Source organism: Inquilinus limosus, assembly GCF_051487185.1.
Lineage (GTDB): Bacteria > Pseudomonadota > Alphaproteobacteria > DSM-16000 > Inquilinaceae > Inquilinus > Inquilinus limosus_F.
Window position 1 is genome coordinate 239,679 of sequence record NZ_JAHVDK010000006.1, and the last position, 24,971, is coordinate 264,649.

At 70.2% G+C, this 24,971-nt stretch carries 23 protein-coding genes; 18 read left to right on the forward strand and 5 right to left on the reverse strand.

Annotated elements, in window-relative coordinates; genetic code table 11:
- The first annotated feature begins 134 nt into the window (after positions 1-134).
- The 11 genes from KXR53_RS09335 to trpA all read left to right on the forward strand — a co-directional run bounded on the left by KXR53_RS09335 (position 135) and on the right by trpA (position 10,875).
- Positions 135-779 (forward strand): (d)CMP kinase, encoded by a 645-nt coding sequence (locus tag KXR53_RS09335; protein ID WP_437374845.1) that lies wholly within the window; start codon positions 135-137, stop codon positions 777-779.
- Positions 780-902: 123 nt separating this feature from the next.
- Positions 903-2,627: a 30S ribosomal protein S1 gene (gene rpsA, locus KXR53_RS09340; RefSeq protein ID WP_437374846.1), complete on the forward strand. Its 1,725-nt coding sequence runs from the start codon at positions 903-905 to the stop codon at positions 2,625-2,627.
- Positions 2,628-2,824: 197 nt separating this feature from the next.
- Positions 2,825-4,090: an MFS transporter gene (locus KXR53_RS09345; RefSeq protein WP_437374847.1), complete on the forward strand. Its 1,266-nt coding sequence runs from the start codon at positions 2,825-2,827 to the stop codon at positions 4,088-4,090.
- A 147-nt stretch (positions 4,091-4,237) separates the two neighbouring features.
- Entirely contained in the window at positions 4,238-4,522 is a 285-nt protein-coding gene (gene ihfB, locus KXR53_RS09350; RefSeq protein WP_437374848.1) for an integration host factor subunit beta, read from the forward strand.
- 40 nt (positions 4,523-4,562) lie between these two features.
- Positions 4,563-4,925 (forward strand): lipopolysaccharide assembly protein LapA domain-containing protein, encoded by a 363-nt coding sequence (locus tag KXR53_RS09355; RefSeq protein ID WP_437374849.1) that lies wholly within the window; start codon positions 4,563-4,565, stop codon positions 4,923-4,925.
- 7 nt (positions 4,926-4,932) lie between these two features.
- Complete coding sequence (locus KXR53_RS09360) at positions 4,933-5,880, forward strand: ornithine cyclodeaminase family protein (protein ID WP_437374850.1); 948 nt, start codon at positions 4,933-4,935, stop codon at positions 5,878-5,880.
- Between the two features lie 119 nt (positions 5,881-5,999).
- Positions 6,000-7,121 (forward strand): NAD(P)/FAD-dependent oxidoreductase, encoded by a 1,122-nt coding sequence (locus KXR53_RS09365; RefSeq protein ID WP_437374851.1) that lies wholly within the window; start codon positions 6,000-6,002, stop codon positions 7,119-7,121.
- Positions 7,118-7,870, forward strand: a complete 753-nt coding sequence (gene pyrF, locus KXR53_RS09370; protein WP_437374852.1) for an orotidine-5'-phosphate decarboxylase — start codon at positions 7,118-7,120, stop codon at positions 7,868-7,870. Before KXR53_RS09365 ends, pyrF begins: the two co-directional genes overlap by 4 nt.
- Entirely contained in the window at positions 7,867-8,517 is a 651-nt protein-coding gene (locus tag KXR53_RS09375; protein WP_437374853.1) for a phosphoribosylanthranilate isomerase, read from the forward strand. Before pyrF ends, KXR53_RS09375 begins: the two co-directional genes overlap by 4 nt.
- Positions 8,518-8,821: 304 nt before the next feature.
- The gene (gene trpB, locus KXR53_RS09380) at positions 8,822-10,054 is read left to right on the forward strand and encodes a tryptophan synthase subunit beta (RefSeq protein WP_437374854.1); all 1,233 of its coding nucleotides are present in this window, start codon (positions 8,822-8,824) and stop codon (positions 10,052-10,054) included.
- Entirely contained in the window at positions 10,054-10,875 is an 822-nt protein-coding gene (gene trpA / locus KXR53_RS09385) for a tryptophan synthase subunit alpha (RefSeq protein WP_437374855.1), read from the forward strand. Before trpB ends, trpA begins: the two co-directional genes overlap by 1 nt.
- Positions 10,876-10,902: 27 nt before the next feature.
- On the opposite strand, the gene KXR53_RS09390 is transcribed toward trpA, so the two are convergent.
- Together KXR53_RS09390 and KXR53_RS09395 are read right to left on the reverse strand one after the other, a co-directional pair.
- Positions 10,903-11,307 (reverse strand): type II toxin-antitoxin system VapC family toxin, encoded by a 405-nt coding sequence (locus tag KXR53_RS09390; RefSeq protein WP_437374856.1) that lies wholly within the window; start codon positions 11,305-11,307, stop codon positions 10,903-10,905.
- Positions 11,304-11,558 (reverse strand): AbrB/MazE/SpoVT family DNA-binding domain-containing protein, encoded by a 255-nt coding sequence (locus KXR53_RS09395; protein WP_437374857.1) that lies wholly within the window; start codon positions 11,556-11,558, stop codon positions 11,304-11,306. The genes KXR53_RS09390 and KXR53_RS09395 overlap by 4 nt, the downstream gene beginning before the upstream one ends.
- Before the next feature lie 111 nt (positions 11,559-11,669).
- Here KXR53_RS09395 and accD point away from each other — a divergent pair, with 111 nt between their 5' ends.
- From accD to KXR53_RS09425, 6 genes are all read left to right on the forward strand, one after another.
- Entirely contained in the window at positions 11,670-12,614 is a 945-nt protein-coding gene (gene accD, locus KXR53_RS09400) for an acetyl-CoA carboxylase, carboxyltransferase subunit beta (RefSeq protein ID WP_437374858.1), read from the forward strand.
- The gene (locus KXR53_RS09405; RefSeq protein ID WP_437374859.1) at positions 12,604-13,908 is read left to right on the forward strand and encodes a bifunctional folylpolyglutamate synthase/dihydrofolate synthase; all 1,305 of its coding nucleotides are present in this window, start codon (positions 12,604-12,606) and stop codon (positions 13,906-13,908) included. Before accD ends, KXR53_RS09405 begins: the two co-directional genes overlap by 11 nt.
- Positions 13,909-13,983: 75 nt before the next feature.
- Positions 13,984-14,235, forward strand: a complete 252-nt coding sequence (locus tag KXR53_RS09410; RefSeq protein ID WP_437374860.1) for an exodeoxyribonuclease VII small subunit — start codon at positions 13,984-13,986, stop codon at positions 14,233-14,235.
- A gap of 34 nt (positions 14,236-14,269) precedes the next feature.
- Positions 14,270-15,139 carry a polyprenyl synthetase family protein gene (locus tag KXR53_RS09415; protein ID WP_437374861.1) on the forward strand — a complete coding sequence of 290 codons (870 nt, stop codon included), beginning with the start codon at positions 14,270-14,272 and terminating at the stop codon, positions 15,137-15,139.
- Between the two features lie 86 nt (positions 15,140-15,225).
- Entirely contained in the window at positions 15,226-15,972 is a 747-nt protein-coding gene (locus KXR53_RS09420) for a tetratricopeptide repeat protein (protein ID WP_437374862.1), read from the forward strand.
- A gap of 121 nt (positions 15,973-16,093) precedes the next feature.
- Positions 16,094-16,987, forward strand: coding sequence for a DMT family transporter (locus KXR53_RS09425; protein ID WP_437374863.1), 894 nt, complete (start codon positions 16,094-16,096; stop codon positions 16,985-16,987).
- 4 nt (positions 16,988-16,991) lie between these two features.
- Here KXR53_RS09425 and KXR53_RS09430 read toward each other — a convergent pair whose 3' ends face one another.
- The gene (locus KXR53_RS09430) at positions 16,992-17,351 is read right to left on the reverse strand and encodes a hypothetical protein (RefSeq protein ID WP_437374864.1); all 360 of its coding nucleotides are present in this window, start codon (positions 17,349-17,351) and stop codon (positions 16,992-16,994) included.
- A gap of 156 nt (positions 17,352-17,507) precedes the next feature.
- Here KXR53_RS09430 and KXR53_RS09435 point away from each other — a divergent pair, with 156 nt between their 5' ends.
- On the forward strand, positions 17,508-22,715 hold the full coding sequence (locus KXR53_RS09435) for an alpha-2-macroglobulin family protein (protein ID WP_437374865.1): 5,208 nt from the start codon (positions 17,508-17,510) through the stop codon (positions 22,713-22,715).
- 21 nt (positions 22,716-22,736) lie between these two features.
- Here the strand turns inward: KXR53_RS09435 and KXR53_RS09440 are convergent, their stop codons facing one another.
- Both KXR53_RS09440 and KXR53_RS09445 read right to left on the reverse strand, forming a co-directional pair.
- Positions 22,737-23,333 carry a hypothetical protein gene (locus KXR53_RS09440; RefSeq protein WP_437374866.1) on the reverse strand — a complete coding sequence of 199 codons (597 nt, stop codon included), beginning with the start codon at positions 23,331-23,333 and terminating at the stop codon, positions 22,737-22,739.
- A gap of 45 nt (positions 23,334-23,378) precedes the next feature.
- The coding region (locus tag KXR53_RS09445; RefSeq protein ID WP_437374867.1) for a calcium-binding protein at positions 23,379-24,971 on the reverse strand (1,593 nt) is incomplete at its 5' end.

The following is a 24,971-nucleotide window of genomic DNA, read 5'->3' on the forward strand; positions in this document are numbered from 1 at the left end:
TCCCGTCCATGCTATCAGCCCGCGGGTTCGGCAGTTCTCGCCCTGGGCGTCCCCGGGGCCGATCGTGGGGATGGTCGCTTGCGTCTCGTGATTTCGCACCCGAAGGGGCCGTCCGGCGTCAGGAACCCGGCGGCATGACCGTGATCGCGATCGACGGCACCGCCGCCTCGGGCAAGGGCACGCTGGCCCGCCGGCTGGCGGCCGCCTACGGCTTCGACCATCTCGACACCGGCCTCCTGTATCGCGCCGTCGGCATCGCCGTCCTGCGCGCCGGCGGCGACCCGGACGACCCGATCGCCGGCCTCGCCGCGGCGCTGGCGCTGGACCCGGCGGCGCTTGGCGATCCGGAGCTGCGTGGCGATGTCGCAGCCCAGGCGGCCAGCCGGGTGTCGGCCATCCCCGGGGTGCGCACCGCGCTGCTCGACTTCCAGCGCCGCTTCGCCGCCCGCCAGCCGGGGGCGGTGCTCGACGGCCGCGACATCGGCACCGTGATCTGCCCGGACGCCCCGGCCAAGATCTTCGTCACCGCCACCTTGGAGGCCCGCGCCATGCGCCGGTGGAAGGAGTTGCGGGAGCGCGGCCACCGGTCTATATACGACGAGGTCCTCGACGACCTGAGACAGAGAGACGAGCGCGACCGTCGCCGCGCCGTGGCCCCACTGGTCCCGGCGAGCGACGCTTTTCTGTTGGATACGAGCCAGCTCACGGCGGACGAGGTGTTCGACCAGGCCTTGGCTTATGTGTCCCGCCGGATCGGCCCCCCGCGCGACGCCGTCTGAACCTCGGGCCGTCGTCGATCGAAAGATGGAGATACGGGCATCGGGCCCGGCCCGGCCATCGCGCTCTCCCAGGCGGGACGACCCGCCGGCGCGGCGGCCGGTTTGTCTCTAACGGGAGTTTTCATGGCTACTAGTTCCGCCGCCGTCAAATCGACCGAGAAGGAAAGCTTCGCCGCCCTTCTCGAGGAGTCGCTCGGCCAGTCCGAGAGCTTCGAGGGTACCGTCGTCAAGGGTCGGGTGGTCTCGATCGACAACGACATGGTGCTGATCGATGTGGGGCTGAAGTCCGAGGGGCGCGTGGCGCTCAAGGAATTCGCCGTCCCGGGTCAGCCGGTCCAGCTTGCCCCGGGCGACACCGTCGAAGTGTTCATCGAGCGCATGGAGGACAAGAACGGCGAGGCCGTCCTGTCCCGCGAGAAGGCCAAGCGTGAGGAGGCCTGGACCGCGCTCGAGAAGTCGTTCAACGAACAGCTCCGCGTCACCGGCGTGATCTTCGGCAAGGTCAAGGGCGGCTTCACCGTCGACCTGAACGGCGCCGTCGCCTTCCTACCGGGCAGCCAGGTCGACATCCGGCCGGTGCGCGACATCAGCCCGCTGATGGGCACGCCGCAGCCGTTCCAGATCCTGAAGATGGACCGCTCGCGCGGCAACATCGTGGTGTCGCGCCGCGCCGTGCTCGAGGAAAGCCGCGCCGAGGCCCGCTCCGAGCTGGTCGCCAACCTCAAGGAAGGCCAGGTCCTCGAGGGCGTGGTCAAGAACATCACCGACTACGGCGCCTTCGTCGATCTCGGCGGCGTCGACGGCCTGCTGCACGTCACCGACATCGCGTGGCGCCGCATCAACCACCCGTCCGAGGCGTTGCAGATCGGCCAGGCCGTCAAGGTCCAGGTCGTCCGCTTCAACCCGGAGACCCAGCGCATCAGCCTCGGCATGAAGCAGCTCGAGGCCGATCCGTGGGAGGGCGTGGTCGCCAAGTACCCGGCCGGCGCCCGCTTCCGCGGCCGCGTGACCAACATCACCGACTATGGCGCCTTCGTCGAGCTGGAGCCGGGCATCGAAGGCCTGGTCCACGTCTCGGAGATGAGCTGGACCAAGAAGAACGTCCATCCGGGCAAGATCGTCTCCACCTCCCAGGAGGTCGAGGTGATGGTGCTCGACGTCGATCCGGTGAAGCGCCGCATCAGCCTCGGTCTGAAGCAGTGCCTGCCGAATCCGTGGGAGGTGTTCGCCGAGAAGTACCCGGCCGGCACCGAGCTCGAGGGCGAGGTCAAGAACATCACCGAATTCGGTCTGTTCGTCGGCCTGCCGGGCGAGATCGACGGCATGGTCCACCTCTCCGACATCGCCTGGGACCGTCCGGGCGAAGAGGCGATCCAGGACTTCAAGAAGGGCGACCAGGTCAAGGTCAAGGTCCTCGACGTCGATGTCGAGAAGGAGCGCATCAGCCTCGGCATGAAGCAGCTCACCGAGGACACCTTCGAGAAGGCCACCGCCGGCGGCGGGCTGCGCAAGGGTGAGATCGTCACCGGCACGGTCACGGAAGTGAACGATGGCGGCGTCGAGGTCTCGGTCGGCGACGGCCTGGTCGGCTTCATCCGCAAGTCCGACCTGTCGCGCGACCGGTCGGAGCAGCGTCCGGACCGCTTCGCCGTCGGCGACAAGGTCGACGCCAAGGTGATGCAGGTCGACCGCGCCGCTCGCAAGGTCTCGCTCTCCATCAAGGCCAAGGAGGTCGAGGAGGAGAAGCAGGCGATGGCCGAGTACGGTTCGTCGGACTCCGGCGCTTCGCTGGGCGATATCCTCGGCGCTGCGCTGCGTAAGGCGCGCGAGAACACCGAAGAGAAGTAAGCCAAGGCCCCACGGCCTCGGCCGGGCCCGCCTCTGCAAGGAGGCGGGCCTTTTCTTTTGTTCATTCCAGGTGTCGCCATCTCGGCATTGACAAGCCGCCTCGAGTGGCCGAGGGACGGGGGCGGGGAGAGAGTGCGCCGGTTCCGATTCAGAAAGGCTCATCCATGACCGCAGCCGCGACTCCCCGATCGAAGGCCATGGCCGTCCTCCGCGTCTCCAGTGGCAACTTCCTGGAGATGTACGACTTCATGGTCTACGGCTACTACGCCGCGTACATCGCCAAGGCATTCTTCCCGACCGGCAGCGACTTCCTCTCGCTGATGCTGTCGCTCGCCACCTTCGGGGCGGGGTTCCTGATGCGGCCGCTCGGCGCCCTGGTGCTCGGCGCCTATATCGACCGGCACGGCCGCCGCGCCGGCCTGCTGCTGACGCTCGGGCTGATGGCGGTCGGCACCCTGACCATCGGCCTGATGCCGGGCTACGAGACGATCGGCCTGCTGGCGCCGGTGCTGGTGGTGGTCGGCCGGCTGCTGCAGGGCTTCTCGGCCGGGGTCGAGCTCGGCGGCGTCTCGGTCTACCTGGCCGAGATCGCGACGCCCGGGCACAAGGGCTTCTACACCGCCTGGCAGTCGGGCAGCCAGCAGGTCGCGGTCGTGGTCGCGGCGCTCCTCGGCGTTCTCCTCAGCGCGCTGCTGCCGCCGGAATCGGTCGGCCTGTGGGGCTGGCGGGTGCCGCTCCTGGTCGGCTGCCTGATCGTGCCGCTGATCTTCCTGCTGCGCCGCTCGCTGGAGGAGACCGAGGCCTTCCGGGCCCGGGCGCATCGTCGGCCGAGCATGGCGCAGATCCTGCGCTCCCTGGCCGACAACTGGGGCATCGTCCTGCTCGGCATGATGCTGGTGACGATGACCACGGTCAGCTTCTACCTGATCACCGCCTACACCCCGACCTTCGGCAACCAGGCGCTGCACCTGGCCAGCATCGACAGCCTGGCGGTGACGCTGTGCGTCGGCCTCTCCAACCTGCTCTGGCTGCCGCTCTCGGGCGCGCTGTCCGATCGCATCGGCCGCACCCCGATCCTGGTGGTCTGCACCGTGCTGACCCTGGTCACCGCCTATCCGGCGATGCTGTGGCTGGTCTCCGCCCCGTCCTTCGACCGGCTGCTGGAGGTCGAGCTGTGGCTATCCTTCCTCTATGGCAGCTACAACGGCGCGATGATCCCGTTCCTGACCGAGATCATGCCGGAGGATGTGCGCACCGCCGGCTTCTCGCTAGCCTACAGCCTGGCGACCGCGACCTTCGGCGGCTTCACCCCGGCGCTGTGCACCTGGCTGATCCATGTCACCGGCAATTCGGCGGTGCCGGGGCTGTGGGTCTCCTTCGCCGCGCTGTGCGGCCTGGCGGCGACGCTGCTGGTCGGCCGCGGCGGCCGTCATCCCGCCCCGGAGATGCGTCCGGCGGAGTAGAGCTTGCGCCGGAAATCCCTTTGTCCAGAAGCACTTGTCCTTGCGTTCGGGCGGCCGTGCTGGCACCATCCGGCTGCCGCCAAACTCGAGCGAGGCGACGCGGCCACCCGTGTCGACAACAAGGCGGCGGACAGGGATTCGGGAGACATGACGAAGTCCGAGCTCATCATGCGGCTTGCTGAGCGCAACCCGCATCTCTACCAGCGCGACGTCGAGCGTATCGTCACCACCATTTTCGACCGCATCACCCAGGCGCTGGCAGAGGGCCAGCGGGTCGAGCTGCGCGGCTTCGGTGCCTTCTCAGTGAAGCGCCGCGACGCCCGGACCGGGCGCAACCCGCGCACCGGCGTGGCGGTCGACGTGGCGGAGAAACTGGTGCCGTTCTTCAAGACCGGCAAGCAGCTGCGCGAGCGGCTGAACACCGATGCCTGACCGGCCCGCGGGCAGGGCCGGCCACCACGAGGGATAGCCTGTGCGTTACATCGCCTGGATCGTCACCATCCCCTTCGCCCTCCTCTTGCTGTCCTTCGCGATCAGCAACCGCGAGGCGGTGACGCTCGGCCTCTGGCCGCTGCCGTTCCGGACCGAGGCGCCGCTCTATCTCGTGGCGCTGCTGCCGCTCCTGGCCGGGGTCCTGATCGGTGGCCTCATCGTCTGGTTCGGCCGCTTCGCCACCGGCCTGCGCATGCGCCGGCTGGAGACCCGTCTGGCCGCGACCCAGAAGGATCTGGAAGGGCTGAAGGCGCGGCAGCGCACCGGCGTTCCAGCCTCGGCCAACCGCAACGGCGCCCCCGACCCGGCGCGCCCGGCCCTGCCCGCTGCCGGCCAGCGCTGACGACATCATGCTTGCCATCGACGCCGCTGCCCTCGACCGGGCGATCGACACGCGCGCCCTGATCGAGGCGCTGCGTCAGGCCTTCCGCCGCGAGGTGGAGGCGCCGCTGCGCCATCACCATACCGTGCCGACCGCGGCCGGCGACGCCACCCTCCTGATCATGCCGGCCTGGGAACGGGACCAGGCGATCGGCATCAAGCTGGTGTCGCTGATGCCGGGCAATCCGGCCAAGGACCTGCCCTTCATCGTCGGCTCGTACCTGCTGCTCGACGGCGCCACCGGCGTGCCGCGCGCGATCATGGACGGGCCGACCCTGACCAACCGCCGCACCGCCGCGGCCTCGGCGCTGGCCGCCGACTACCTGGCCCGACCGGATGCGGCGCGCATGGTGATGGTCGGAGCCGGCGCGCTGGCGCCGCATTTCATCCGTGCCCACGCCGCGGTGCGGCCGCTCACCGACATCGCGATCTGGGCCCGGCGGCCGGAGCAGGCTTCGGCGCTGGCCGAGACGCTGGCGGCGGAGGGCCTGCCGGTCCGCGCCGCGGCCGATCTCGAGTCTGCGGTGCGCGCGGCGGACATCGTCTCCTGCGCCACCCAGTCGCGCGAACCGCTCGTCCGCGGCGCCTGGCTGAAGCCCGGCGCCCATCTCGACCTTGCCGGCGCCTATCTGCCGGCGATGCGCGAAAGCGACGACGAGGCGGTGCGCCGGGCCCGGATCTTCGTCGACACCCGCGCCGGCGCCCTGGCCGAGGCCGGCGACCTGCTGCAGCCGATCCGGGCCGGGGTGATCGGCGAGGATGCGATCCTGGCCGACCTGCACGACCTGACCCGCGGCACCGCCCCGGGCCGCGGGTCGCCGGAGGAGATCACGCTGTTCAAGTCGGTCGGCACCGCGCTGGAGGACCTCGCCGCCGCCCGGCTGGCGGTCGAGACCATGGAGCGGCAGGGGGCTTAGCGAGCCTCTCTTTCTGTCATTGCCGGGCTTGACCCGGCAATCCAGAGGGTGTCGACAGTCTCTGGATGTCCGGGTCGAGCCCGGGCATGACAATTTGTTTAAGCGTAAGGGCTTCGTACATGACCAGCATCGTCGTCGGCGCCGGGGTGATGGGGCTCGCCGCCGCTTGGCATCTGGCTCGGGCCGGAGAGGCCGTGACGGTGCTGGAGCAGGGGCCGGTCCCGAACCCGCTCGCCGCCTCCTGGGACAGCCACCGGCTGATCCGCGCCCTCTATCCCGGCTCGCCCGGCTACACGCGGATGGCCATCGACGCCTTCGAAGCCTGGGAGGAGGTGTGGGCTGCGGCTGGCGTCCGCCACTACGCGAATTGCGGCTCGATCGCCTTCAGCCGGGCCGAGGGCGACTGGGCCGATGGCTGCCGCGCGCCGCTCGACGCGCTCGGCGCCGCCTACGAGCTGCTGCCGCCGCAGGAGCTGGCGCGCCGCTTCCCCTTCCTGATCCCGGACGGCATCCGCTGGGGTCTGTTCATGCCCGAGGGCGGGGTGCTGTTCGCCGACCGGATCGTCTCGACCCTGGCCGAGCTCTGCCGTGCCGCCGGGGTGGCGCTGCGACCCGAGGCGGCGGTCCGCTTGGTCGATGCGGAGGCCGGCACCGTCACCCTGGTCTCGGGCGAGGTACTGCGGGCCGATTCGGTGGTGGTGACGGCCGGCGCCTGGGTCGGCGGGTTGTTCCCGGACCTGGCCGGGCGTCTCACCCCCTACCGCCAGCTGGTGGTCTATCTCGACCCGCCGGCGGAGCACGCCGCCGCCTGGGCCGCGGCGCCGGGCATCATCGATTGCGGCTTTCCGGACGATCATTGGGCGATCCCACCGGTCGGCGGCACCCGGCTGAAGATCGGCGTCGGCGCCTGGAAGCGGCGGGCCGATCCGGACTCCGACCACGCCGCCGCGGCGGGGGAGGCGGAGGCGTTCCGCGCGCGCTACCGGCCGGTGCTGCGCGACCTCGACCATTACCGCATTCTCGAAGCCCGCACCTGCCGCTATATCTTCACCGCGGACAGCCGCTTCGTGCTGGAGCGGCGCGGCCGGGCCTGGCTGGTCAGTCCTTGCTCCGGCCACGGCTTCAAGTTCGGGGCGCTGATCGGCCGGGCGGTGGCCGACGGCGTGCTCGGCCGGCGCATGGCCGAGGAGCTGACGTCCTGGGCGGCCGGCCACTTGCCGGCGGAGGGAGATCGAGCATGACCACGAACCCGGTTTTCTGCGCCATCGACGCGCCCACTCTGGATGAGGCGAAGCGGCTGATCGGCCTGGTCTCGGGCGCGGTCGGCGGCATCAAGCTCGGCCTCGAATTCTTCATGGCGGCGGGGCCGGAAGGGGTGCGCGAGGTGCGGCCCACCGGCGTACCGCTGTTCCTCGACCTCAAGCTGCACGATATCCCGAACACCGTGGCCGGCGCCGTCCGCTCAGTGGTGCCGCTGTCCCCGACCTACGTCACCGTCCACGCCTCCGGCGGCCGGGCGATGATGCAGGCGGCGGCTGAGGCCGCGCAGGACGAGGCGGAGAAGCGCGGCGTGCCGCGGCCGAAGCTGCTCGGCGTCACCGTGCTGACCAGCCTCGACGTCGCCGATCTCGAGGCGGTGGGGCAGGGGATGGAGGTCGCGGCCCAGGTGGAGCGCCTGGCCCGACTGGCCGAAGCGAGCGGCCTCGACGGCATGATCTGCGCCCCGACCGAGATCGCCCGGCTGCGCCGCTTCCTGAAATCGAGCTCGGTGCTGATGGTGCCCGGCATCAGGCCGGCCGGGTCGGCGGCCGGCGACCAGAAGCGGGTGATGACACCGAAGGAAGCGATGGAGGCGGGGGCCACCCATCTCGTCATCGGCCGGCCGATCACCGCCGCCGCCGACCCGGCCGCGGCGGCGCGCGCCATTGCCGCGGATCTCGGCCTGGCGCTTGATGCCGAGGCCGCGGCCCCCAAATCTCCCGTATCATGACCGTCGAAGCGAAAATCTGCGGCATCCGCACGCCCGAGGTGCTGGAGGCGGCGGCGAAGCACGGGGCCCGCTGGGTCGGCTTCGTCTTCTACCCGCCCAGCCCGCGCTCCGTGGCGCCGGATCTGGGGGCGGAGCTGGCGCGCCAGGTGCCGACCGGGCTCCGCAGCGTCGGCCTGTTCGTCGACCCGACTGAGGATGAGCTCGGTTCCGTGCTCGGCCGGGTGCCGCTCGACATGATCCAGCTGCACGGGGCCGAAACGCCGGAGCGGGTGGCGGAGATCCGCGCCCGCTGGGCCATGCCGGTGATGAAGGCGGTGAAGATCGCGACCGCCGAGGATCTCGCCGTGGTGCCGGACTATGTGGCGGTTGCCGACCGGCTGCTGTTCGACGCCAAGCCGCCGCCGGGCGTGTCGATGCTGCCGGGCGGCAACGGCCTGGCCTTCGACTGGTCGATCCTGTCGGGCCGGACCTGGTCCAAGCCCTGGATGCTGGCCGGCGGCCTGACCGAAGACAACGTCGCCGAGGCGGTCGCCCGCACCGGCGCCACCGCGGTCGACGTCTCCTCCAGCATCGAGGACCGGCCGGGCCACAAGACCCCGGAGCGGGTGGAACACTTCCTCGCCGCCGTGCGAGCCTTAGGAGAATAGCCGTCGACGTCGGGCTGGTGGCTTCACTGCCCTCAGGCAATCCCAACATCGTCATTGCGGGCGCAGCGAAGCAATCCAGGGCCGTTTGCACTGGCCCCTGGATTGCTTCGTCGCTTGCTCCTCGCAATGACGGCCTGATGCCGACGGACCCGGACGCAGCCGTCCGCCCTGCGCCCACCGCGGGTCTGGAATGCGTGCGCGCCGGGCATTCGCGACAAATGTTTGGCGCAGGACACGGTCGCCGGTAAGGTCACGGCTCCTCGCCCCATTTCCGCCATGATCCGCGCCTGGGAGCCCACGCCGCGTGACCGAGACCGCACCCTTCCAGCCCCGCCCGAACAGCTATCGCACGGGCCCGGACGAGAACGGCCGCTTCGGCCTTTACGGCGGCCGGTTCGTCGCTGAGACGCTGATGCCGCTGATCCTCGAGGTCGAGAAGGCCTATGCCTCCGCCCGCAAGGACACTCAGTTCAACAGCGAGCTGCGTTACTACCTGACGCATTACGTCGGCCGGCCCAGCCCGCTCTACCTCGCCGAGCGGATCACCGAGCATCTCGGCGGCGCCCGCGTCTACTTCAAGCGCGAGGAGCTGAACCACACCGGCGCGCACAAGATCAACAACTGCATGGGCCAGGTGCTGCTGGCCCGGCGCATGGGCAAGACCCGGATCATCGCCGAGACCGGCGCCGGCCAGCACGGCGTCGCCACCGCCACGGTCTGCGCCCTGTTCGGCCTGCCCTGCACCATCTACATGGGCGAGGTCGACATCGAACGGCAGAAGCCGAACGTGTTCCGGATGAAGCTGCTGGGCGCCGAGGTGAAGCCCGTCACCTCCGGCAGCCGCACGCTCAAGGACGCGATGAACGAGGCGCTGCGCGACTGGGTCACCAATGTCGACGACACCTTCTACATCATCGGCACCGTCGCCGGCCCTCACCCGTACCCACTGCTGGTCCGCGACTTCCAGTCGGTGATCGGCAACGAGGTGCGCGAGCAGATCATGCAGGCCGAGGGCCGCATGCCGGACACGCTGGTGGCGGCGGTCGGCGGCGGGTCCAACGCCATCGGCCTGTTCCACCCCTTCCTCGACATGCCCGAAGTGGCGATCCACGGCGTCGAGGCAGCCGGCCACGGCGTCGAATCCGGCCGGCACGCGGCGTCGCTGACCGGCGGCCGGCCCGGCGTGCTGCACGGCAACCGCACCTATCTGCTGCAGACCGAGGACGGCCAGATCGAGGAGGCGCATTCGATCTCCGCCGGCCTCGACTATCCCGGCATCGGGCCGGAGCACGCCTGGCTGCACGATGTCGGCCGGGTACAGTACTCTGCGGTGACCGACCGGGAGGCGCTGGAGGCGTTCCAGCTCTGCGCCAAGCTCGAAGGCATCATCCCGGCGCTCGAATCGGCGCATGCCCTGGCGCATGTGATGAAGATCGCGCCCGACCTGCCGAAGGACAACCTGCTCGTCATGTGCCTCAGCGGCCGCGGCGACAAGGACATCTTCACCGTCGCCAACGCGCTCGGAGTGCAGATCTGATGACCCGCATCGCCGCGCGCTTCGCCGATCTCAAGGCGCAGAACCGGGCCGCCCTGGTCACCTTCGTCACCGCCGGCGACCCGGATCCGGAGACCAGCTTCCGGATCCTCGAAGGCCTGCCGAAGGCCGGCGCCGACCTGATCGAGATCGGCATGCCCTTCACCGACCCGATGGCGGACGGCCCTGCGATCCAGGCGGCCGGCCTGCGGGCGCTGGCCGCCGGCATGACGCTGGCCAAGACGCTCGACCTGGTCCGCCGCTTCCGCGCCGGCGACCAGACGACGCCGGTGGTGCTGATGGGCTACTACAACCCGATCTATTCCTACGGCGTCGAGCGCTTCCTGGCCGATGCCAAGGAAGCCGGGGTGGACGGGCTGATCGTGGTCGACCTGCCGCCGGAGGAGGATGGTGAGCTGTGCCTGCCCGCGCTCGCGGCGGGGATCGACTTCATCCGCCTGGCGACGCCGACCACCGACGACGCCCGGCTGCCGGCCGTGCTGGCGAACACTTCGGGCTTCATCTACTACGTCTCGGTCACCGGCATCACCGGCGCGGCCGCGGCCGACGCGGCGGCGGTCCGGCCGGCGATCGACCGGCTGCGGCGGCACACCGATCTGCCGGTCGCGGTCGGCTTCGGCATCCGCACGCCGGAGGCCGCGGCCGCGATCGCCCGGATCGCCGATGCCGCCGTGGTCGGCTCCGCCATTGTCGAGGAGATCCGGCATTCCCTGCACGCCGACGGCCGGCCGACCGAGGCCACGGTCGAATCGCCGCTGGCCCTGGTCCAACGCCTGGCCGAGGGAGTCCGCGGGGCGCGGTGAGTGCCGCTCGCCGTCAGTGGCATCAAGTCAGGTTTTGGACAGGAGCTGGGTCTTCGTGCCGGCCGCGTCGATCAGCGATGCCGCCTTGCGGTCGAAGGTGACGAACACCTCGCCGCCCAGGCGGCGGCCCTCGAAGGCGATGACGCCGTCGGCGAAATCGCCGCCGGCCTCGAGGATGGCGAGACCCGCATCGGCGGCCGGCCTGTCGACCGCCACGGTCGCGCTGTTCAGCAGCCGGCGCATCGCTGTGGCGACTTGGCTCGGCGTCCTCTTGTAGCCGCGTATCAGCACCCAGACGAACTCGCAGAGTGCCGGTAGGGTGATCGCGACAGTATCGGCTTCCCGCAGCGCCTCCTCCGCCGTCGATGTCTGCTCCGGATCATCGCGGACGGCTGCCCGGACCAGCAGATTTGTGTCGGCGATGATCTTCACTTTTCGCCGGCCCATCCTGCAGCGGCGATTTCACCGATTTCCTCGATCGACAGCTTGGGGGTTCCAGGCTCGGCGAGGCAGCCGAAGAAATCCTCGATGGTGCCCGATGCCTTCGCCGACCGGACCTCGGCTCGGCCGTCCGGCAACAGGTCGACGGCGATCTTGTCCCCGGGCGCGACGCCGAGATGCTGGAGCAGCTCTTTGCGCAAGGTCACCTGGCCCTTCGCTGTGACGGTGAGGAGTGTCATCATTGGTAGAGGCTCTGTAAGGCTTTTCAGCCTTACATATAAGGCGATGCATCCTTACGCTCAAGGCACGCCCCTCATCTTGACGCGCCTCGCCGAAAGGCGGAGAACCACGCCATGAACTGGCTGACCAACTACATCCGCCCGAAGATCCGGGCCCTCGTCTCCTCGTCCCGGCCGGAGACGCCGGACAATCTGTGGACGAAGTGCCCGAACTGCGAGGCGATGCTGTTCCATCGCGACCTGGAGGCCAACCTCCATGTCTGCCAGCATTGCGGCCACCACATGCGCCTGGCCCCGGCCAAGCGCCTGGCCATGCTGTTCGACGACGGCAAGTACGAGACGATCGAGCTGCCGAAGCCGGCGGTCGACCCGCTCAAGTTCCGCGACACCGAGCGCTACACCGACCGGCTGAAGAAGGCGCAGGCCAAGACCGGTGGCAGCGACGCCATCGTCGTCGCCCACGGCAAGATGGGCGGCCGCGACACCGTGATCGCCGCCTTCGACTTCAGCTTCATGGGCGGCTCCATGGGCATGGCAGTGGGCGAAGGGCTGGTCGCCGCCGCCAAGCTGGCGGTGATGCAGCACGCGCCGCTCGTCGTGGTGCCGGCCTCGGGCGGCGCCCGGATGCAGGAAGGCATCCTGTCGCTGATGCAGATGCCGCGCTCGATCATCGCGGTCGAGCAGGTCAAGGAGGCCGGCCTGCCCTATATCGTGGTGCTGACCGACCCGACCACGGGCGGCGTCACCGCCTCCTTCGCCATGGTCGGCGACATTCACATCGCCGAGCGCGGCTCGCAGATCGGCTTCGCCGGGGCCCGGGTGATCGAGGAGACGATCCGCGAGACCCTGCCGGAGGGCTTCCAGCGCGCCGAATACCTGCTCGACCACGGCATGGTCGACGTGGTGGTGACGCGCAAGGAGCTGCGCGAGACGCTGATTCGCACCCTCGGCCATCTGACCGGCGGGCTGCGGCCGGCCACGGCCGATATCGTGGTGGATCCGGCCGACATCGCCGCCGCGGCCGCGATCGAGGGCGAGCCCGCCTATCGTGCCGGTTGACCGCGCGGCTGCGGTCGAGGCCGCGCTCGACCGGCTGACCCATCTGCACCCGAAGCGGATCGACCTGTCGCTCGGCCGCACTGAGCGCCTCTTGGCGGCATTGGGCGATCCGCAGCTCCGCCTGCCGCCGGTGGTTCATATCGGCGGCACCAACGGCAAGGGGTCGACCACCGCCTTCCTGCGGGCCTTTCTGGAGCAGGCGGGGTATCGCGTCCACGTCTACACCTCGCCGCATCTGGTGCGCTTCCACGAGCGCATCCGTCTGGCCGGATCGCTGATCGAGAGCGTCGCGCTGGTCGACCTGCTGGAGCGGGTCGAGGCCGCCAATGCCGGCCAGCCGGTCACCTTCTTCGAGGCGACCACGGCCGCCGCCTTCCTGGCCTTCGCCGAGGTGCCGGCCGACGTCCTGCTGCTCGAGGTCGGGCTCGGCGGGCGCTACGACAGCACCAATGTGGTACCGCGCCCGGCCGCGACCGCGGTCACCCGCATCTCCATGGACCACATGCAGTTCCTCGGCGACACGATCGAAGCGATCGCGGCGGAGAAGGCGGCGATCGCCAAGCCCGGCGTGCCGATGGTGGTGGCGCCGCAGCAGAGCGCCGCGGCGGTGGCCATGCTGACCCGCGAGGTCGAATCGGCCGGGGCGCCGCTGCACCTCGCCGGCCGCGACTGGTCCGTGGCGCCTGCAAGGGACGGCTTCGTCCTGCGCACCGAAGCGGGCGAGCGGCACTATTCCCGCCCGGCGCTGCCCGGCGCGCATCAGTTCGAGAACGCCGCCACCGCGATCCGCCTGCGCGACCTGCTGGCCGGCTTCGACATCCCGGAGGAGGCGGTGCGCCGCGGCCTGGCCTCGGTCGAATGGCCGGCGCGGCTGCAGCGCCTGACCCGCGGCCCGCTGCCCGTCCTGCTGCCGGCGGGATGGGAGCTGTGGCTCGACGGCGGCCACAACGACAGCGCCGGCGAGGTGCTGGGCCAGTGGCTCGGCGGGCTCGATCCGCGGCCGCTCCACCTGGTCTGCGGCATGCTGGAAAGCAAGCAGCCGCGGGAGTTCCTGCGGCCGCTGGCGCCGTTCGTCCGGTCGATCCGCACCGTGCGGATTCCGGGCGAAGAGGCCAGCCTGCCGGCCGAGGCAGTGGCCGACCACGCTCGCGCCGTCGGCCTCGCCGACGTGGCCGCGGCCGACGATCTCGAAGCCGCGGTCGCTGCCGCGGCGCGGCCCGGCGACCCGCCCGGCCGCGTGCTGATCTGCGGCTCGCTCTACCTCGCCGGCCGGGTGCTGGCCCGCAACGGCTGAGGCCGCCCGCCGACCGACATTGCCTCTTTCCTCTGCCGCGCCTATTGTCGCCGCCCGAATATGAACGGATCGCCCATGGCCGACCGCCCCATCCCCGCCGACATCGCGAGCCTGAGCTTCGAGGACGCCCTCGCCGAGCTGGAGACGATCGTGCGCCAGCTCGAGGCGGGGCAGGGCAAGCTCGACGACAACATATCGGCGTATGAACGTGGCGCCTTGCTTCGCGCCCATTGCGAGGCGAAGCTGCGCGAGGCGCAGGCGCGGGTCGAGATGATCTCGCGCGCCGCCGACGGCGCCGTTACCGCCAAACCCGCGACTTTCGATTGAGGCCCGTGTCTTGTCGATCGATCTGAGCCGAGCCATGGCCGAAACGGGCGCGCAGGTGGAGCGCGTCCTGGACCGTCTCCTGCCCAAGCCCCAGCCGGGCGAGCCGCCCTTGGCCGAGGCCATGCGCTACGCCTCGCTGGGCGGCGGCAAGCGGCTGCGCCCCTTCCTGGTGGTGTCGTCGTCGCGGCTGTTCGGCGTCGCCGAGAGCTGCGCCCTCAGGGTCGGCGCCGCGGTCGAGATGATCCATTGCTACTCGCTGGTGCATGACGACCTGCCGGCGATGGACAATGACGACCTGCGCCGCGGCAAGCCGACGACGCACAAGGCCTTCGACGAGGCCTCCGCGATCCTGGCCGGCGACGCGCTGCTGACCCAGGCCTTCGAGGTGCTGGCCGACGCCGAGACCCATGCCGATCCCAAGGTCCGCATCGCCCTCGTCTCCGCCCTCGCCCGGGCCGCCGGCGCGGCCGGCATGGTCGGCGGCCAGGCGCTGGACATGCAGGCGGAGCAGACGCCGCTGGCCGAGATCGGCGCCATCACCCGGCTGCAGCGGCTGAAGACCGGCGCGCTGTTCGAGTTCTCCTGCGAGGCCGGGGCGATCCTCGGCAAGGTCGAGGATTCGCGGCGCGGTGCGCTGCAGGCCTATGCCCATGACATGGGCTTGGCCTTCCAGATCGCCGACGACCTGCTCGATGTCCGCGGCCGGGCCGAGGAGATCGGCAAGACCCCGGGCAAGGATCAGGCTGCGGGCAAGGCGACCTTCGTCTCGATCCTCGGCCTTGAACGGGCCGAGTCCCAGGCTCGGATGCTGGCCGACCAGGCCTGCCGCCATCTCGACGTGTTCGGCGACCGCGCCGACGCGCTGCGCGCCGTCGCCCGCTTCGTGGTCGAACGCAAGGCCTGAGGCGGGTACAGGACTGCCGTCCCGCTTCGCTGCGTTGACGGATCTCTCGGGTTTCGGATTAATCACCCGAAACTCGAGGGGTCCATATGCCGATTCTCGGGATCCTGATTTACGCCTGCCAGCTGGGCTGCCTGGTCCACGCGGTGCGCACCGGGCGGGCGAACTACTGGTTCTACATCCTGCTGCTCGCTCCCGGGCTGGGGATCGCCGCCTATCTGCTGATCGAGCTGCTGCCGGAATGGCTGAACCTGCGGCCGGTGCGGAACGCCCGGAAGCAGCTGGTCGATTCGGTCGATCCGGAACGCCGGCTGCGCGCCCTGCGCCAGGCGCATGAGGATCTGCCGACCACCGCCAACAAGGTGCCGCTGGCGGAGGAGCTGCTGCATCTCGGCCGGCCCGCCGAAGCGCTGCCGCTGCTCGAGGACTCGATGGTCGGCCTGCATGCCGACGACCCGACCTTCGGCCGGCTGCGGGCCGAGGCGCTGCTGATGCTGGGGCGGCCGCAGCAGGCGATCGACGTCCTGACCGCGGTGGCGGAGACCAATCCCGAAAGCGCGGATTCGAAGCGCCGCCTGGTGCATGCGCGCGCCTTGTGCATGATGGGTCGCTACGACGAGGGCATCGCCTTGCTGCGCGAGCTGCTGCCGGTCTTCGCCGGCGAGGAGGTCCGCGCCTGGTTGGCCCGGGCGGAGGCGGAGCGCGGCGACCGGGCCGCGGCCGAGGCGCTGTGGCGCGAGATCCTGACCCGCGCCGGCAGGTCCAGCCGCAGCTATCGGGCGATCAACAAGGTCTGGATCGACGAAGCCCGCGAGGGGCTGGGCCAGACCGGCTGAGTCCGGGCGCGGTTCGAGTCGGCCGACCTCGCGCCGACGCATGCCCGGCCCGTGGCCTTTCCGCTTCTGTCGGACAATTTCCTCGGGCAGACAGGGGGAACGGATCGGGGAGAAACGCGCGATGGCGGCGGTCGGCGCCCAGAAGCTGGACGGTCGGACGGAAGGCGGCCATGGGGCCGGCATCCTGCTGTTCTTCCTCGGCATGTCGCTGTTCACTTTCAACGACGCGCTGGGCAAGTGGCTGGTCGCCGACTACACGGTCGGCCAGGTACTGCTGATCCGCAGCCTCGGCGCTTTCATCCTGCTGCTGCCCTGGGTGATCCGCGGCATTCGCGGCCTGCTGACGCCGGACCAGCCCTGGATGAACCTGCTGCGCGTCAGCCTGATGGTGGCCGAGGTCGCGACCTTCTACTTCGCCGTGCGCGACCTGCCGCTGGCCGACGTCATGACCTTCTACATGGCCTCGCCGCTGATCGTGACCGCGTTGTCGGTGCCGCTCCTGGGCGAGAAGGTCGGGCCGCGGCGCTGGGCGGCGGTGCTGGTCGGCTTCGTCGGCGTGCTGATCGTGCTGCGCCCGACCGGCGCCGCGCTGTCGGCCCCGGCCCTGGTGGCGCTGCTCGGCGCCACCCTGTTCAGCCTGGTCCTGATCATCACCCGCCGCGTCCGCCACACCGGCGGGCTCGGCCTGATCACCTACCAGGTGGTCGGCACCGGCCTGGCCGGCGCCGCCACCGTGCCCTTCGCCTGGGTGCCGCCGACCGGCTTCGACTGGGCGCTGCTGCTCGGCCTCGGCGTGGTGGCGATGGGCGCGCATCTGTGCATGAACAAGGCGCTGTCGCTGGCCCCGGCCGCGGTGGTCGCGCCCTACCAGTACTCCACCATCGTCATCGCCGCGGCGCTCGGCTGGGCGGTGTGGGGCGATGTGCCGACGCTGCAGGTCGTCATCGGCAACCTGGTGATCATCGCCTCTGGCCTGTTCATCTACTACCGGGAACGGCAGCTGAAGGGCGAGTAATCCCTTACAAATTCCCCGGATTCCCCGGCTTCAGCTCGCCGACCGCGACCAGCGACCCGTCCTCGCCGATCAGCTCCACCTTGGTGCCGTCCAGCCGCACCTGGTCGCATTCCTTGGTCTCGCCCAGGTCGAAGCACATGCGGTCGCCCTCGATCGACCATTGCCCGGAATAGGGCCCGTCGTCGCCAAGGCCGTGGATGGTGCCGTCGGCGGCATAGAACTCGGTGTATTCGACGTCGCCGGCCGTGCCATCGATGGTGTTGCCGACGATCCGGGCCTGGATCTCGGCGCCGGTCAGCGTCTCGGCGGCCAATGCCGTGGCCGGCAGCAGCAGCGAGATGGTGATCACCAGCGGGCGAATCATGGGCAGCCTCCGCGAAGGACGCGCGATCATAGACAGGTCACCGCGGCGGGGGGAGGCCGTTCCTCCGCCCCGGCTGCGTCATGGTTTCGACGCGATGTTAGGTATAGTTTGACAGGTGGCTCCGGGAACGAACCGGGGTGAGAGGGGGAGAACTCCATGGCCTGCAAGCTGCGTCTCGCAACAGTTGCCGCGGCGGCGGCGCTTCTCACCGCGACGCTGGCCATGCCCCCGGGCGCCGCGGCCTATCAGGCGCCGGGCCTGGCCGCCGGAGCGGCCGCCTACACCAAGACGTTGGAGCAGCAGGCCAGCACCGTCCCGCAGAACCAGCGGGCGGATCTGAAGACGCTGCAGTCCCGTGCTGCCGATGCGGTGAAGGGCGAACGCTGGGCCGACGCGGTCACCGCCTATCAGCTCATCCTCGGCCAGCGCCCTGCTGATGCCGGCGCCTGGTACGGGCTGGCCCAGGCGCTGCAGCAGACCGACCCCTATTCGCAGAACGCGCTGAGCGCCGCCTATGCCGCCTACAGCCACGCCGGCACCGACAAGCTGCGCGGTGCCGCGCTGATCCTGCTGGCCCAGGCGCTGGAGAAGCAGGACAAGGGCCGCGAGGCAATCAAGGTCGCGGCCGAGGGCGCGCAGCTGGCGCCGACCGCCGACAACACCGAATACGCCAACAACCTGCGCGAGCAGTACGGTTTCCGCGTCACCTCGACCTATGTCCAGAACGACCGCGACGCGCCGCAGCTCTGCGCCGATTTCTCCGACCCGATCGTCGACGGCCGCACCGTCCACTATGCCGACTATGTCCGGATCGAGCCGGCGGTGCCGGTCGAGGTGATCCCCTCCGACCGGCAGCTCTGCCTCGAAGGCGTGGCCTTCGGCCAGACCTACACCGTCACGCTGCTGGCCGGGATTAAGTCGGTCGACGGCGACGTGCTGGCGGCTGACGACAGCTTCGACCTGACGGTCGAGGATCGGCCGGCCAGCGTGGTGTTCCGCGGCAGCGCCTATGTCCTGCCCAAGGGCGGCGAGGGCACGGTGCCGCTGACCACGGTCAACATCTCCGAGGTCAAGCTGCGCCTCCTGCGCATCAACGACCGCAACCTGATCGACCAGGTGTCGCAGGGCCGCGTCGGCCAGATGCTGGAAGGCTACGATGTCGACAGCCTGGCCCAGGATGCGGGCGAGGAGGTGTGGTCCGGCACCATGCCGGTGGAGAACGAGACCAACAAGGCGGTGGTCACCGGCGTGCCGATGGACACGCTGCTGCCGCAGCCGAAGCCGGGCGTCTACCTGCTCTCCGCCCTCGACGCCAAAGCCGACGAGGACAGCTACCAGACCCCGGGCACACAGTGGATCGTGGTCACCGATCTCGGCCTCGCCACCTTCTCCGGCCAGCAGGGCCTGACCGTGGCCGCGCGCTCCCTGTCCTCGGCCAAGGCCCAGTCCGGCATCAAGCTGGCGCTGATCGCCCGCAACAACGCCGTTCTGGGCGAGGCCGAGACCGACGCCGGCGGCCTCGCCGTCTTCCCAGCCGGGATCATGGCCGGGCAGGGCGGCAACCGCCCGGCCGCGGTCTACGCCTACGGCTCCGGCGACTTCACCTTCCTCGAGCTGACCGGCCCGGCCTTCGACCTGTCCGACCGCGGCGTCAGCGGCCGTCCGGAGCCGGGGCCGCTCGATGCCTTCCTGTATCCGGAGCGCGGCGTCTACCGCCCGGGCGAGACGGTGCATCTGACCACGCTGCTGCGCAACGAGCGCGCATCGGCGATCGACGGCGTGCCGCTGACCATCAGGATCAGCCGGCCGGACGGGGTCGAGGCGCGGGTCCAGCAGGTCTCGGACCAGGGCGGCGGCTCCTACAGCCTCGACGTGCCGCTGGCCGACAGCGCCTATACCGGCACCTGGACGGCCGAGGCCTATGTCGACCCCAAGGGCCAGGCGATCGGCAGCGCCAGCTTCCAGGTCGAGGACTTCGTGCCGGCGCGGATCCGCGTCGACCTGAAGACCGAGGCCAAGGACCTCCGCGTCGGCAAGCCGTCGGTGGTCGCCATCGACGCCCAGTTCCTGTACGGCGCCCCGGCGGCCGACCTCGCCACCGAGGCCAGCCTGACCCTGCGCCAGGCGGCGCAGCCCTTCCCGGACTTCGCCGACTACCGCTTCGGCCTGGTGCAGGACGCCTATTCGCCGCGCACCCGGCCGATCACCACGCCGGCGACCGACGCTACGGGGCAGAGCCGGGTCGACATCCTGCTCGATGGGCTGCCCGACACCACCGTGCCGCTGGAGGCCGAGCTGCGCACCGCGGTGTTCGATTCCAGCGGCCGCACCGCCAACGAAACCATGGTCCTGCCGGTCCGCCAGGAGCATCCCTGGATCGGCGTCAAGCCGCTGTTTTCGGGCTCGCTGGCGGAGGGCGACGAGGCGCGCTTCGAGGTCGTCGGCCTCGACGCCGCCGGCCGCCCGGCCGCGCTCAAGGGGCTGCGCTGGGACCTGGTCGAGGAGATCCACGACTACCAGTGGTATTCGACCGACGGGCGCTGGGACTACAAGGTCGTCACCCGCGACCGCAAGGTGGCGGACGGCACGGTCGACGTGGCGGCCAACGCGCCGGCGGCGATCCGCCAGCCGGTCGGCTGGGGCAATTTCCGGCTCGACGTTTACGACCCGCAAGGCGGCGGCGCGACCTCGGTCCGCTTCGCCGCCGGCTGGTGGGTGTCGGAAGACCCGAACCCGACGCCGGACAAGCTGACGGTCGCCCTCGACCGCACCAGCTACAACGCCGGCGACACCGCGAAGGTGCGGATCGAGCCGCCCTTCGCCGGCGACGTGCTGCTGTTCGTCGCCAACGACCGGGTGCTGGAGATGCGCGATGTCGCCGTCCCGGCCGAAGGCGCCACGGTCGAGATCCCGGTCTCCTCCGACTGGGGCTCCGGCGCCTATGTGCTGGCCACCGCCTTCCGCCCGGCGGGCGAGGGCGGGAACCAGCGCCGCCACGGCCCCGGCCGCGCCGTCGGCGTCGCCTGGTTCGGCATCGATGTCACCGAGCGGGTGCTGGGCGTCTCGATCGACGCGCCGGCCGAGATCCGGCCGAACCAGCGGCTCGACCTGCCGCTCACCGTCACCGGCGTGCCGCAGGGGCAGGGCGCCTGGGTCACGCTGGCCGCGGTCGACGAAGGCATCCTGCTGCTGACCGACTTCGCCTCGCCGGACCCGACCGACCATTATTTCGGCCGCCGCGCCCTCGGGGTCGAGATGCGCGACGCCTATGGAAGGCTGATCATCAGCGACGGCCGCCGCGGCCAGGTCCGCAGCGGCGGCGACGCCGCGGCCCAGCAGATGGCCGGGCTGCCGAAGCGCTCCACCCGCACCGTCGCGCTCTACAGCGGCATCCTGCCGGTCGGGGCCGACGGGCGAGTCTCGGTGCCGCTCGACCTTCCGGATTTCGACGGCGAGCTGCGGCTGATGGCGGTGGCTTGGACGCCGACCTCGCTCGGCGCCGCCTCGACCGCGATGAAGGTGCGCGACCCGGTGATCGCCGAGATCGGCGTGCCGCGCTTCCTGGCGCCGGGCGACCAGGCGCAGCTGGCCTTCTCGCTGCGCAACCTGTCCGGCCCGGCCGGGGAATACGGCGTCCGCGTCGCGGCCGAAGGCCCGCTCTCGGTCGCCGGCCCGGCCGATTTCACCGAGACGGTGGCGACCGGCGCCGAGGCCCGGCGGCCGATCCCGCTGACCGCCACCGCGACCGGCGTCGGCAAGATCCGGATCAGCGTCACCGGCCCCGACGGCTTCCGGCGCGACCGAGACTGGGACCTGTCGGTGCGTCCGGCCCAGGCCCTGACCACGGAGCGGGTTGCCAATATCGTAAAGCCGGGCCAGTCGGTGGTGTTGAACGCCGACCTGGTGAAGGGCTTCCTGCCCGACACGGTGCAGGTCTTCGCCAGCTTCTCCACCCGCCCGACCTTCGATATCCCGGGCCTCTTGAAGGCGCTGGACGAATACCCCTATGGCTGCGTCGAGCAGACCACCAGCCGGGCGCTGCCGCTGCTCTACGTCTCCAAGGTGGCGGAGAAGGTCGATACCGGCTTCCGGCCGGACGACGTCCATCGCCGGGTGCAGGGCGCGATCGACCGGATCATGACGGCGCAGCAGCCGGGCGGCGGCTTCGGCATGTGGTCGCCCTTCGGCAACGCCAACCCCTGGCTCTCCGCCTACGCGCTCGACTTCCTGACCCGGGCGCGGGCGGAGGGCGGCTACCGCATCCCGGAACGCGCCTATCAGCGCGGCATCAGGTTCCTGTCGAACTACCTCGACTGGTACGAGGCGCGCTCAGAATGCACCCCGGCCAGCGCCTATGCGCTGTACGTGGTGTCCCGGGCCGGCGGCGGCGATGTCGGCACGATGCGCTACTACGTCGACAACTGCCTGCCGAAGTACCAGACCCCGGTGTCGCAGGCGCAGATCGCCGCGGCCGCCGCCCAGTTCGGCGACACGGCACGCACCGCCAAGGCCTTCGCCGCGGCGACCTCGACCGTGCGGCCGGCCAATTTCTACGGCGATTACGGCTCGCCGTTGCGCGACCACGCCGCTGTCGCGGCGCTGCTGCACGAGGCCAAGCAGCCGCAGGAGGAGGTGCTGCAGCAGGTCGACATCGCCGCCGACCTGTTCGCCCGCGACCGGTGGTGGAGCACCCAGGACATGACCTGGATGCTGATCGCGGCCGACGCCGCGCTCGAGGGCGCCAAGCCGCTGTCGCTCGACGTCGCCGGCCAGGCGGTGGCTAATCCGGGCACCATCTACCGATTCAACCCGGAGGGCCCGGCCCTGGCCGCCGGCATCCCGGTGAAGAATACCGGCGACGGGCCGATGCGGCAGGTGCTGACGGTGCGCGGCGTGCCCGCGGCGCCGCTGCCGGCGGGCGGCGACGGCTTCGAGATCACCCGCACCTATCTCGACCGCGACGGCCGGCCCTTCGACCCGGCGAAGACGGCGGTGAAGCAGGGCGACCTCGTCACCGTGCTGCTGCGCGGCCGCGCCACCGACGACCTGGAGCACCAGGCGCTGGTGGTCGACCTGCTGCCGGCGGGGCTGGAGATCGAGAACCCCTCGGTCGGCAAGGGTGCCCAGCTCGGCGACATCGCCGACACGCTGTCGGACACGCAGCATGTCGAGATGCGCGACGACCGGTACGTCGCGGCGATCGACCTGACCAGCGATACCCGCTACTTCACCGTCGCCTATCTCGCCCGCGCCGTGACCCCGGGCCGCTTCGCCCTGCCGGCACCCTATGTCGAGGACATGTATCGCCCGCAATACAGCGCCCGCGGCGGCTTCGGCACGCTGACCATCGAGGCGCGGCGGTAAGGGACCTCGGGGCTGGCTGCGCTATGCCGCCGGCGTGATCGGTTCGATCGGGCAGAGCGCCGGGCTCGGGGACGGACGTCGAGTGGCGCCCCACGCCGGGCGCAGCTCACGCGCGCGCCGTCGCGCCCGCCATGTCGTGCAGCAGGCCGCCGCCAGCGGGCGGCCAGGTTGTTCCAGTCGTAGCGGGGATCGGTCGCCACGGCATAGGCCTGGCGGGCGCGCTCCGCCCGAGCCGTCGAGCCGGTCGGCATCCTCGAGGCCGGCCAGTATGTTGGCGCCATGGTCGCCGGTGATGACATTGGCATGGGCAGAGCCGACCACGTTCTCGAAGCCGTTGACCACGACATCGCCGTCGGCGTCGCCGCCCCAGGCGCCGAGCAGGCCGAGCAGCAGGTTGCCGAGGTTGATGTGCACGCCGACATCGGATTCGGAATAGCCGACGGTATCGGAGCCGGTGCCGCCGGTCAGCAGGTCGACCCCGCCCTTGCCCTCGACATAGTCGTTGCCGGCGCCGCCGCTGATGGTGCCGAGCAGGAAGTCGTCACCGTAGAGCACCTCGTCCTGCCCATTCCTGGGATCGATCCCCAGCAGGGCCAGGAGTTCCGCTGAGACGGTCATGGTTTGCCCCCTCATTGTGGTCAGGGGCAAATGGCAGCCGAGAGCTCAGAGAACGAAGTCGTCGGCAACCAGGGTGTCAGTCCCCACCAGTCGGACATAAATCTCGAAGTATTCACCGCCGATCACGCTACCCCTGATGACGCCGAACTGGCCGGCGGCCGCGGGGCTATAGTCGAGATTTCCGTCGCTTCCGAACGTGAATGCCTGGTCGCCCGGCTCGTTGAGGTTGGCATCGATCGGAGACAGGTCGATCTTGTCGCCTTGGCTGTGATAGAAGTCGAACACTTGATCGGCGGCCGGACCGGCGCCGGAATCGGCGGCGTCCGCAAAGACGAATCGGTCTGCCCCCGACCCTCCTGCCAGCAAATCGGATCCGGCGCCACCGATCAGGGTATCGGCGCCTCTGCCGCCGGTCAGCCGGTCATTCTCAGCGCCGCCACTGAGGGTGCCGGCTTGATCGCTTCCGGTCAGCGTATCGGCATAGGCCGAACCGGTCACACCTTCGATGCTGGCCAGGGTGTCGCCCTCGGCATCGCCGCCACTCGCCCAACCGCTCGCCAAGTCGACGCTCACCCCCGCGCTCGACTGCGAATAGTCGGCAGTATCGGTGCCGTCGCCGCCGTCTATGGTGTCGGCCCCCTCTCCGCCGACCAGCCGGTCATCCCGATTGCCGCCCTCTATGAAATCGTCGCCGGCACCGCCGTTCAGCGTGTCGCCGGCCTCTCCGGCCGCGAGGGCCGCCGCGGATGATTGGAACCTGCTCGCGCCGTAGATGTGGTCGTCGCCATCTCCGCCATGGGCTTGATTGTTGCCAACATCCGTATAGTTCTTGTCGTCCGACTTGCTGTAACACCCCGCGTAAAGAGTGTCTTTGCCCTCTCCTCCGTCCAATGTATTGTGGCCGCCGTTAGCGTAATTCTGTGATTCCATGCCATAATAGTTGCCGCCGTAGATCGTGTCGTCACCCTTCCCGCCGGAGAGGCTGTCATGACCGCTGCGGCCGAACTCACCCTCCTTGTCGAAGTGCTTGCCGCCGTAGACCGTATCATTGCCGTCGCCGGCCACGATCGTGTCGCTGGCGACATCTCCCATAGTCTGGAAAGCCGCATTGGATGGCGCGGGGTCGGAGCCGCCCTCGAGGGTGTCGTCGCCGGTGCCGCCATTGATCGTATCGGAGGCGGAACCGCCGGTAACTTGATCGTCGCCGTCGCCCGCGTCGACGTCGCCGTCGTCCTCCTCCTCCTCCTCATTGTCGCCGTCGACAGCCTCGTTCGCGAGTAGTGCGGCTGCGGCCGATGCCGCGGGACGTTCGAGCGAGATCGTGTCGCCGCCCTTGCCGCCGAGGATGCCCTCGATACTGGTATAGCGGCCTGTGCCGAAATCGATGGTGACGCCGGTGGTGTTGGCGGAGAAGTCGAGSGTGTCGTCGCCGGCGCCGCCRTCGATGACGTCGAGCCCGTCGGTSCCGATGATCCGGTCGTCGCCGGCKCCGGCCAGGATGCGGTTGGCCAGCGCGCTGCCCTCCAGCACGTCGGCGAAGGCCGAGCCGGTCAGGTTCTCGATTCCGGTCAGGGTGTCGCCCGCGGCCTCGCCGGCCGTGCCGGTCCCGGTCGACAGGCTGACCTTGACCCCGGCATT

What these genes read in the sequence shown, in the direction of transcription:
- KXR53_RS09335 (WP_437374845.1), top strand. Translation starts at nt 135, where the DNA reads ATGACCGTGATCGCGATCGACGGCACCGCCGCCTCGGGCAAGGGCACG.
- rpsA (WP_437374846.1), top strand. Translation starts at nt 903, where the DNA reads ATGGCTACTAGTTCCGCCGCCGTCAAATCGACCGAGAAGGAAAGCTTC.
- KXR53_RS09345 (WP_437374847.1), top strand. Translation starts at nt 2,825, where the DNA reads ATGGCCGTCCTCCGCGTCTCCAGTGGCAACTTCCTGGAGATGTACGAC.
- ihfB (WP_437374848.1), top strand. Translation starts at nt 4,238, where the DNA reads ATGACGAAGTCCGAGCTCATCATGCGGCTTGCTGAGCGCAACCCGCAT.
- KXR53_RS09360 (WP_437374850.1), top strand. Translation starts at nt 4,933, where the DNA reads ATGCTTGCCATCGACGCCGCTGCCCTCGACCGGGCGATCGACACGCGC.
- KXR53_RS09365 (WP_437374851.1), top strand. Translation starts at nt 6,000, where the DNA reads ATGACCAGCATCGTCGTCGGCGCCGGGGTGATGGGGCTCGCCGCCGCT.
- pyrF (WP_437374852.1), top strand. Translation starts at nt 7,118, where the DNA reads ATGACCACGAACCCGGTTTTCTGCGCCATCGACGCGCCCACTCTGGAT.
- KXR53_RS09375 (WP_437374853.1), top strand. Translation starts at nt 7,867, where the DNA reads ATGACCGTCGAAGCGAAAATCTGCGGCATCCGCACGCCCGAGGTGCTG.
- trpA (WP_437374855.1), top strand. Translation starts at nt 10,054, where the DNA reads ATGACCCGCATCGCCGCGCGCTTCGCCGATCTCAAGGCGCAGAACCGG.
- KXR53_RS09395 (WP_437374857.1), bottom strand. Translation starts at nt 11,558, where the DNA reads ATGATGACACTCCTCACCGTCACAGCGAAGGGCCAGGTGACCTTGCGC.
- accD (WP_437374858.1), top strand. Translation starts at nt 11,670, where the DNA reads ATGAACTGGCTGACCAACTACATCCGCCCGAAGATCCGGGCCCTCGTC.
- KXR53_RS09410 (WP_437374860.1), top strand. Translation starts at nt 13,984, where the DNA reads ATGGCCGACCGCCCCATCCCCGCCGACATCGCGAGCCTGAGCTTCGAG.
- KXR53_RS09415 (WP_437374861.1), top strand. Translation starts at nt 14,270, where the DNA reads ATGGCCGAAACGGGCGCGCAGGTGGAGCGCGTCCTGGACCGTCTCCTG.
- KXR53_RS09420 (WP_437374862.1), top strand. Translation starts at nt 15,226, where the DNA reads ATGCCGATTCTCGGGATCCTGATTTACGCCTGCCAGCTGGGCTGCCTG.
- KXR53_RS09425 (WP_437374863.1), top strand. Translation starts at nt 16,094, where the DNA reads ATGGCGGCGGTCGGCGCCCAGAAGCTGGACGGTCGGACGGAAGGCGGC.
- KXR53_RS09430 (WP_437374864.1), bottom strand. Translation starts at nt 17,351, where the DNA reads ATGATTCGCCCGCTGGTGATCACCATCTCGCTGCTGCTGCCGGCCACG.
- KXR53_RS09435 (WP_437374865.1), top strand. Translation starts at nt 17,508, where the DNA reads ATGGCCTGCAAGCTGCGTCTCGCAACAGTTGCCGCGGCGGCGGCGCTT.
- KXR53_RS09440 (WP_437374866.1), bottom strand. Translation starts at nt 23,333, where the DNA reads ATGACCGTCTCAGCGGAACTCCTGGCCCTGCTGGGGATCGATCCCAGG.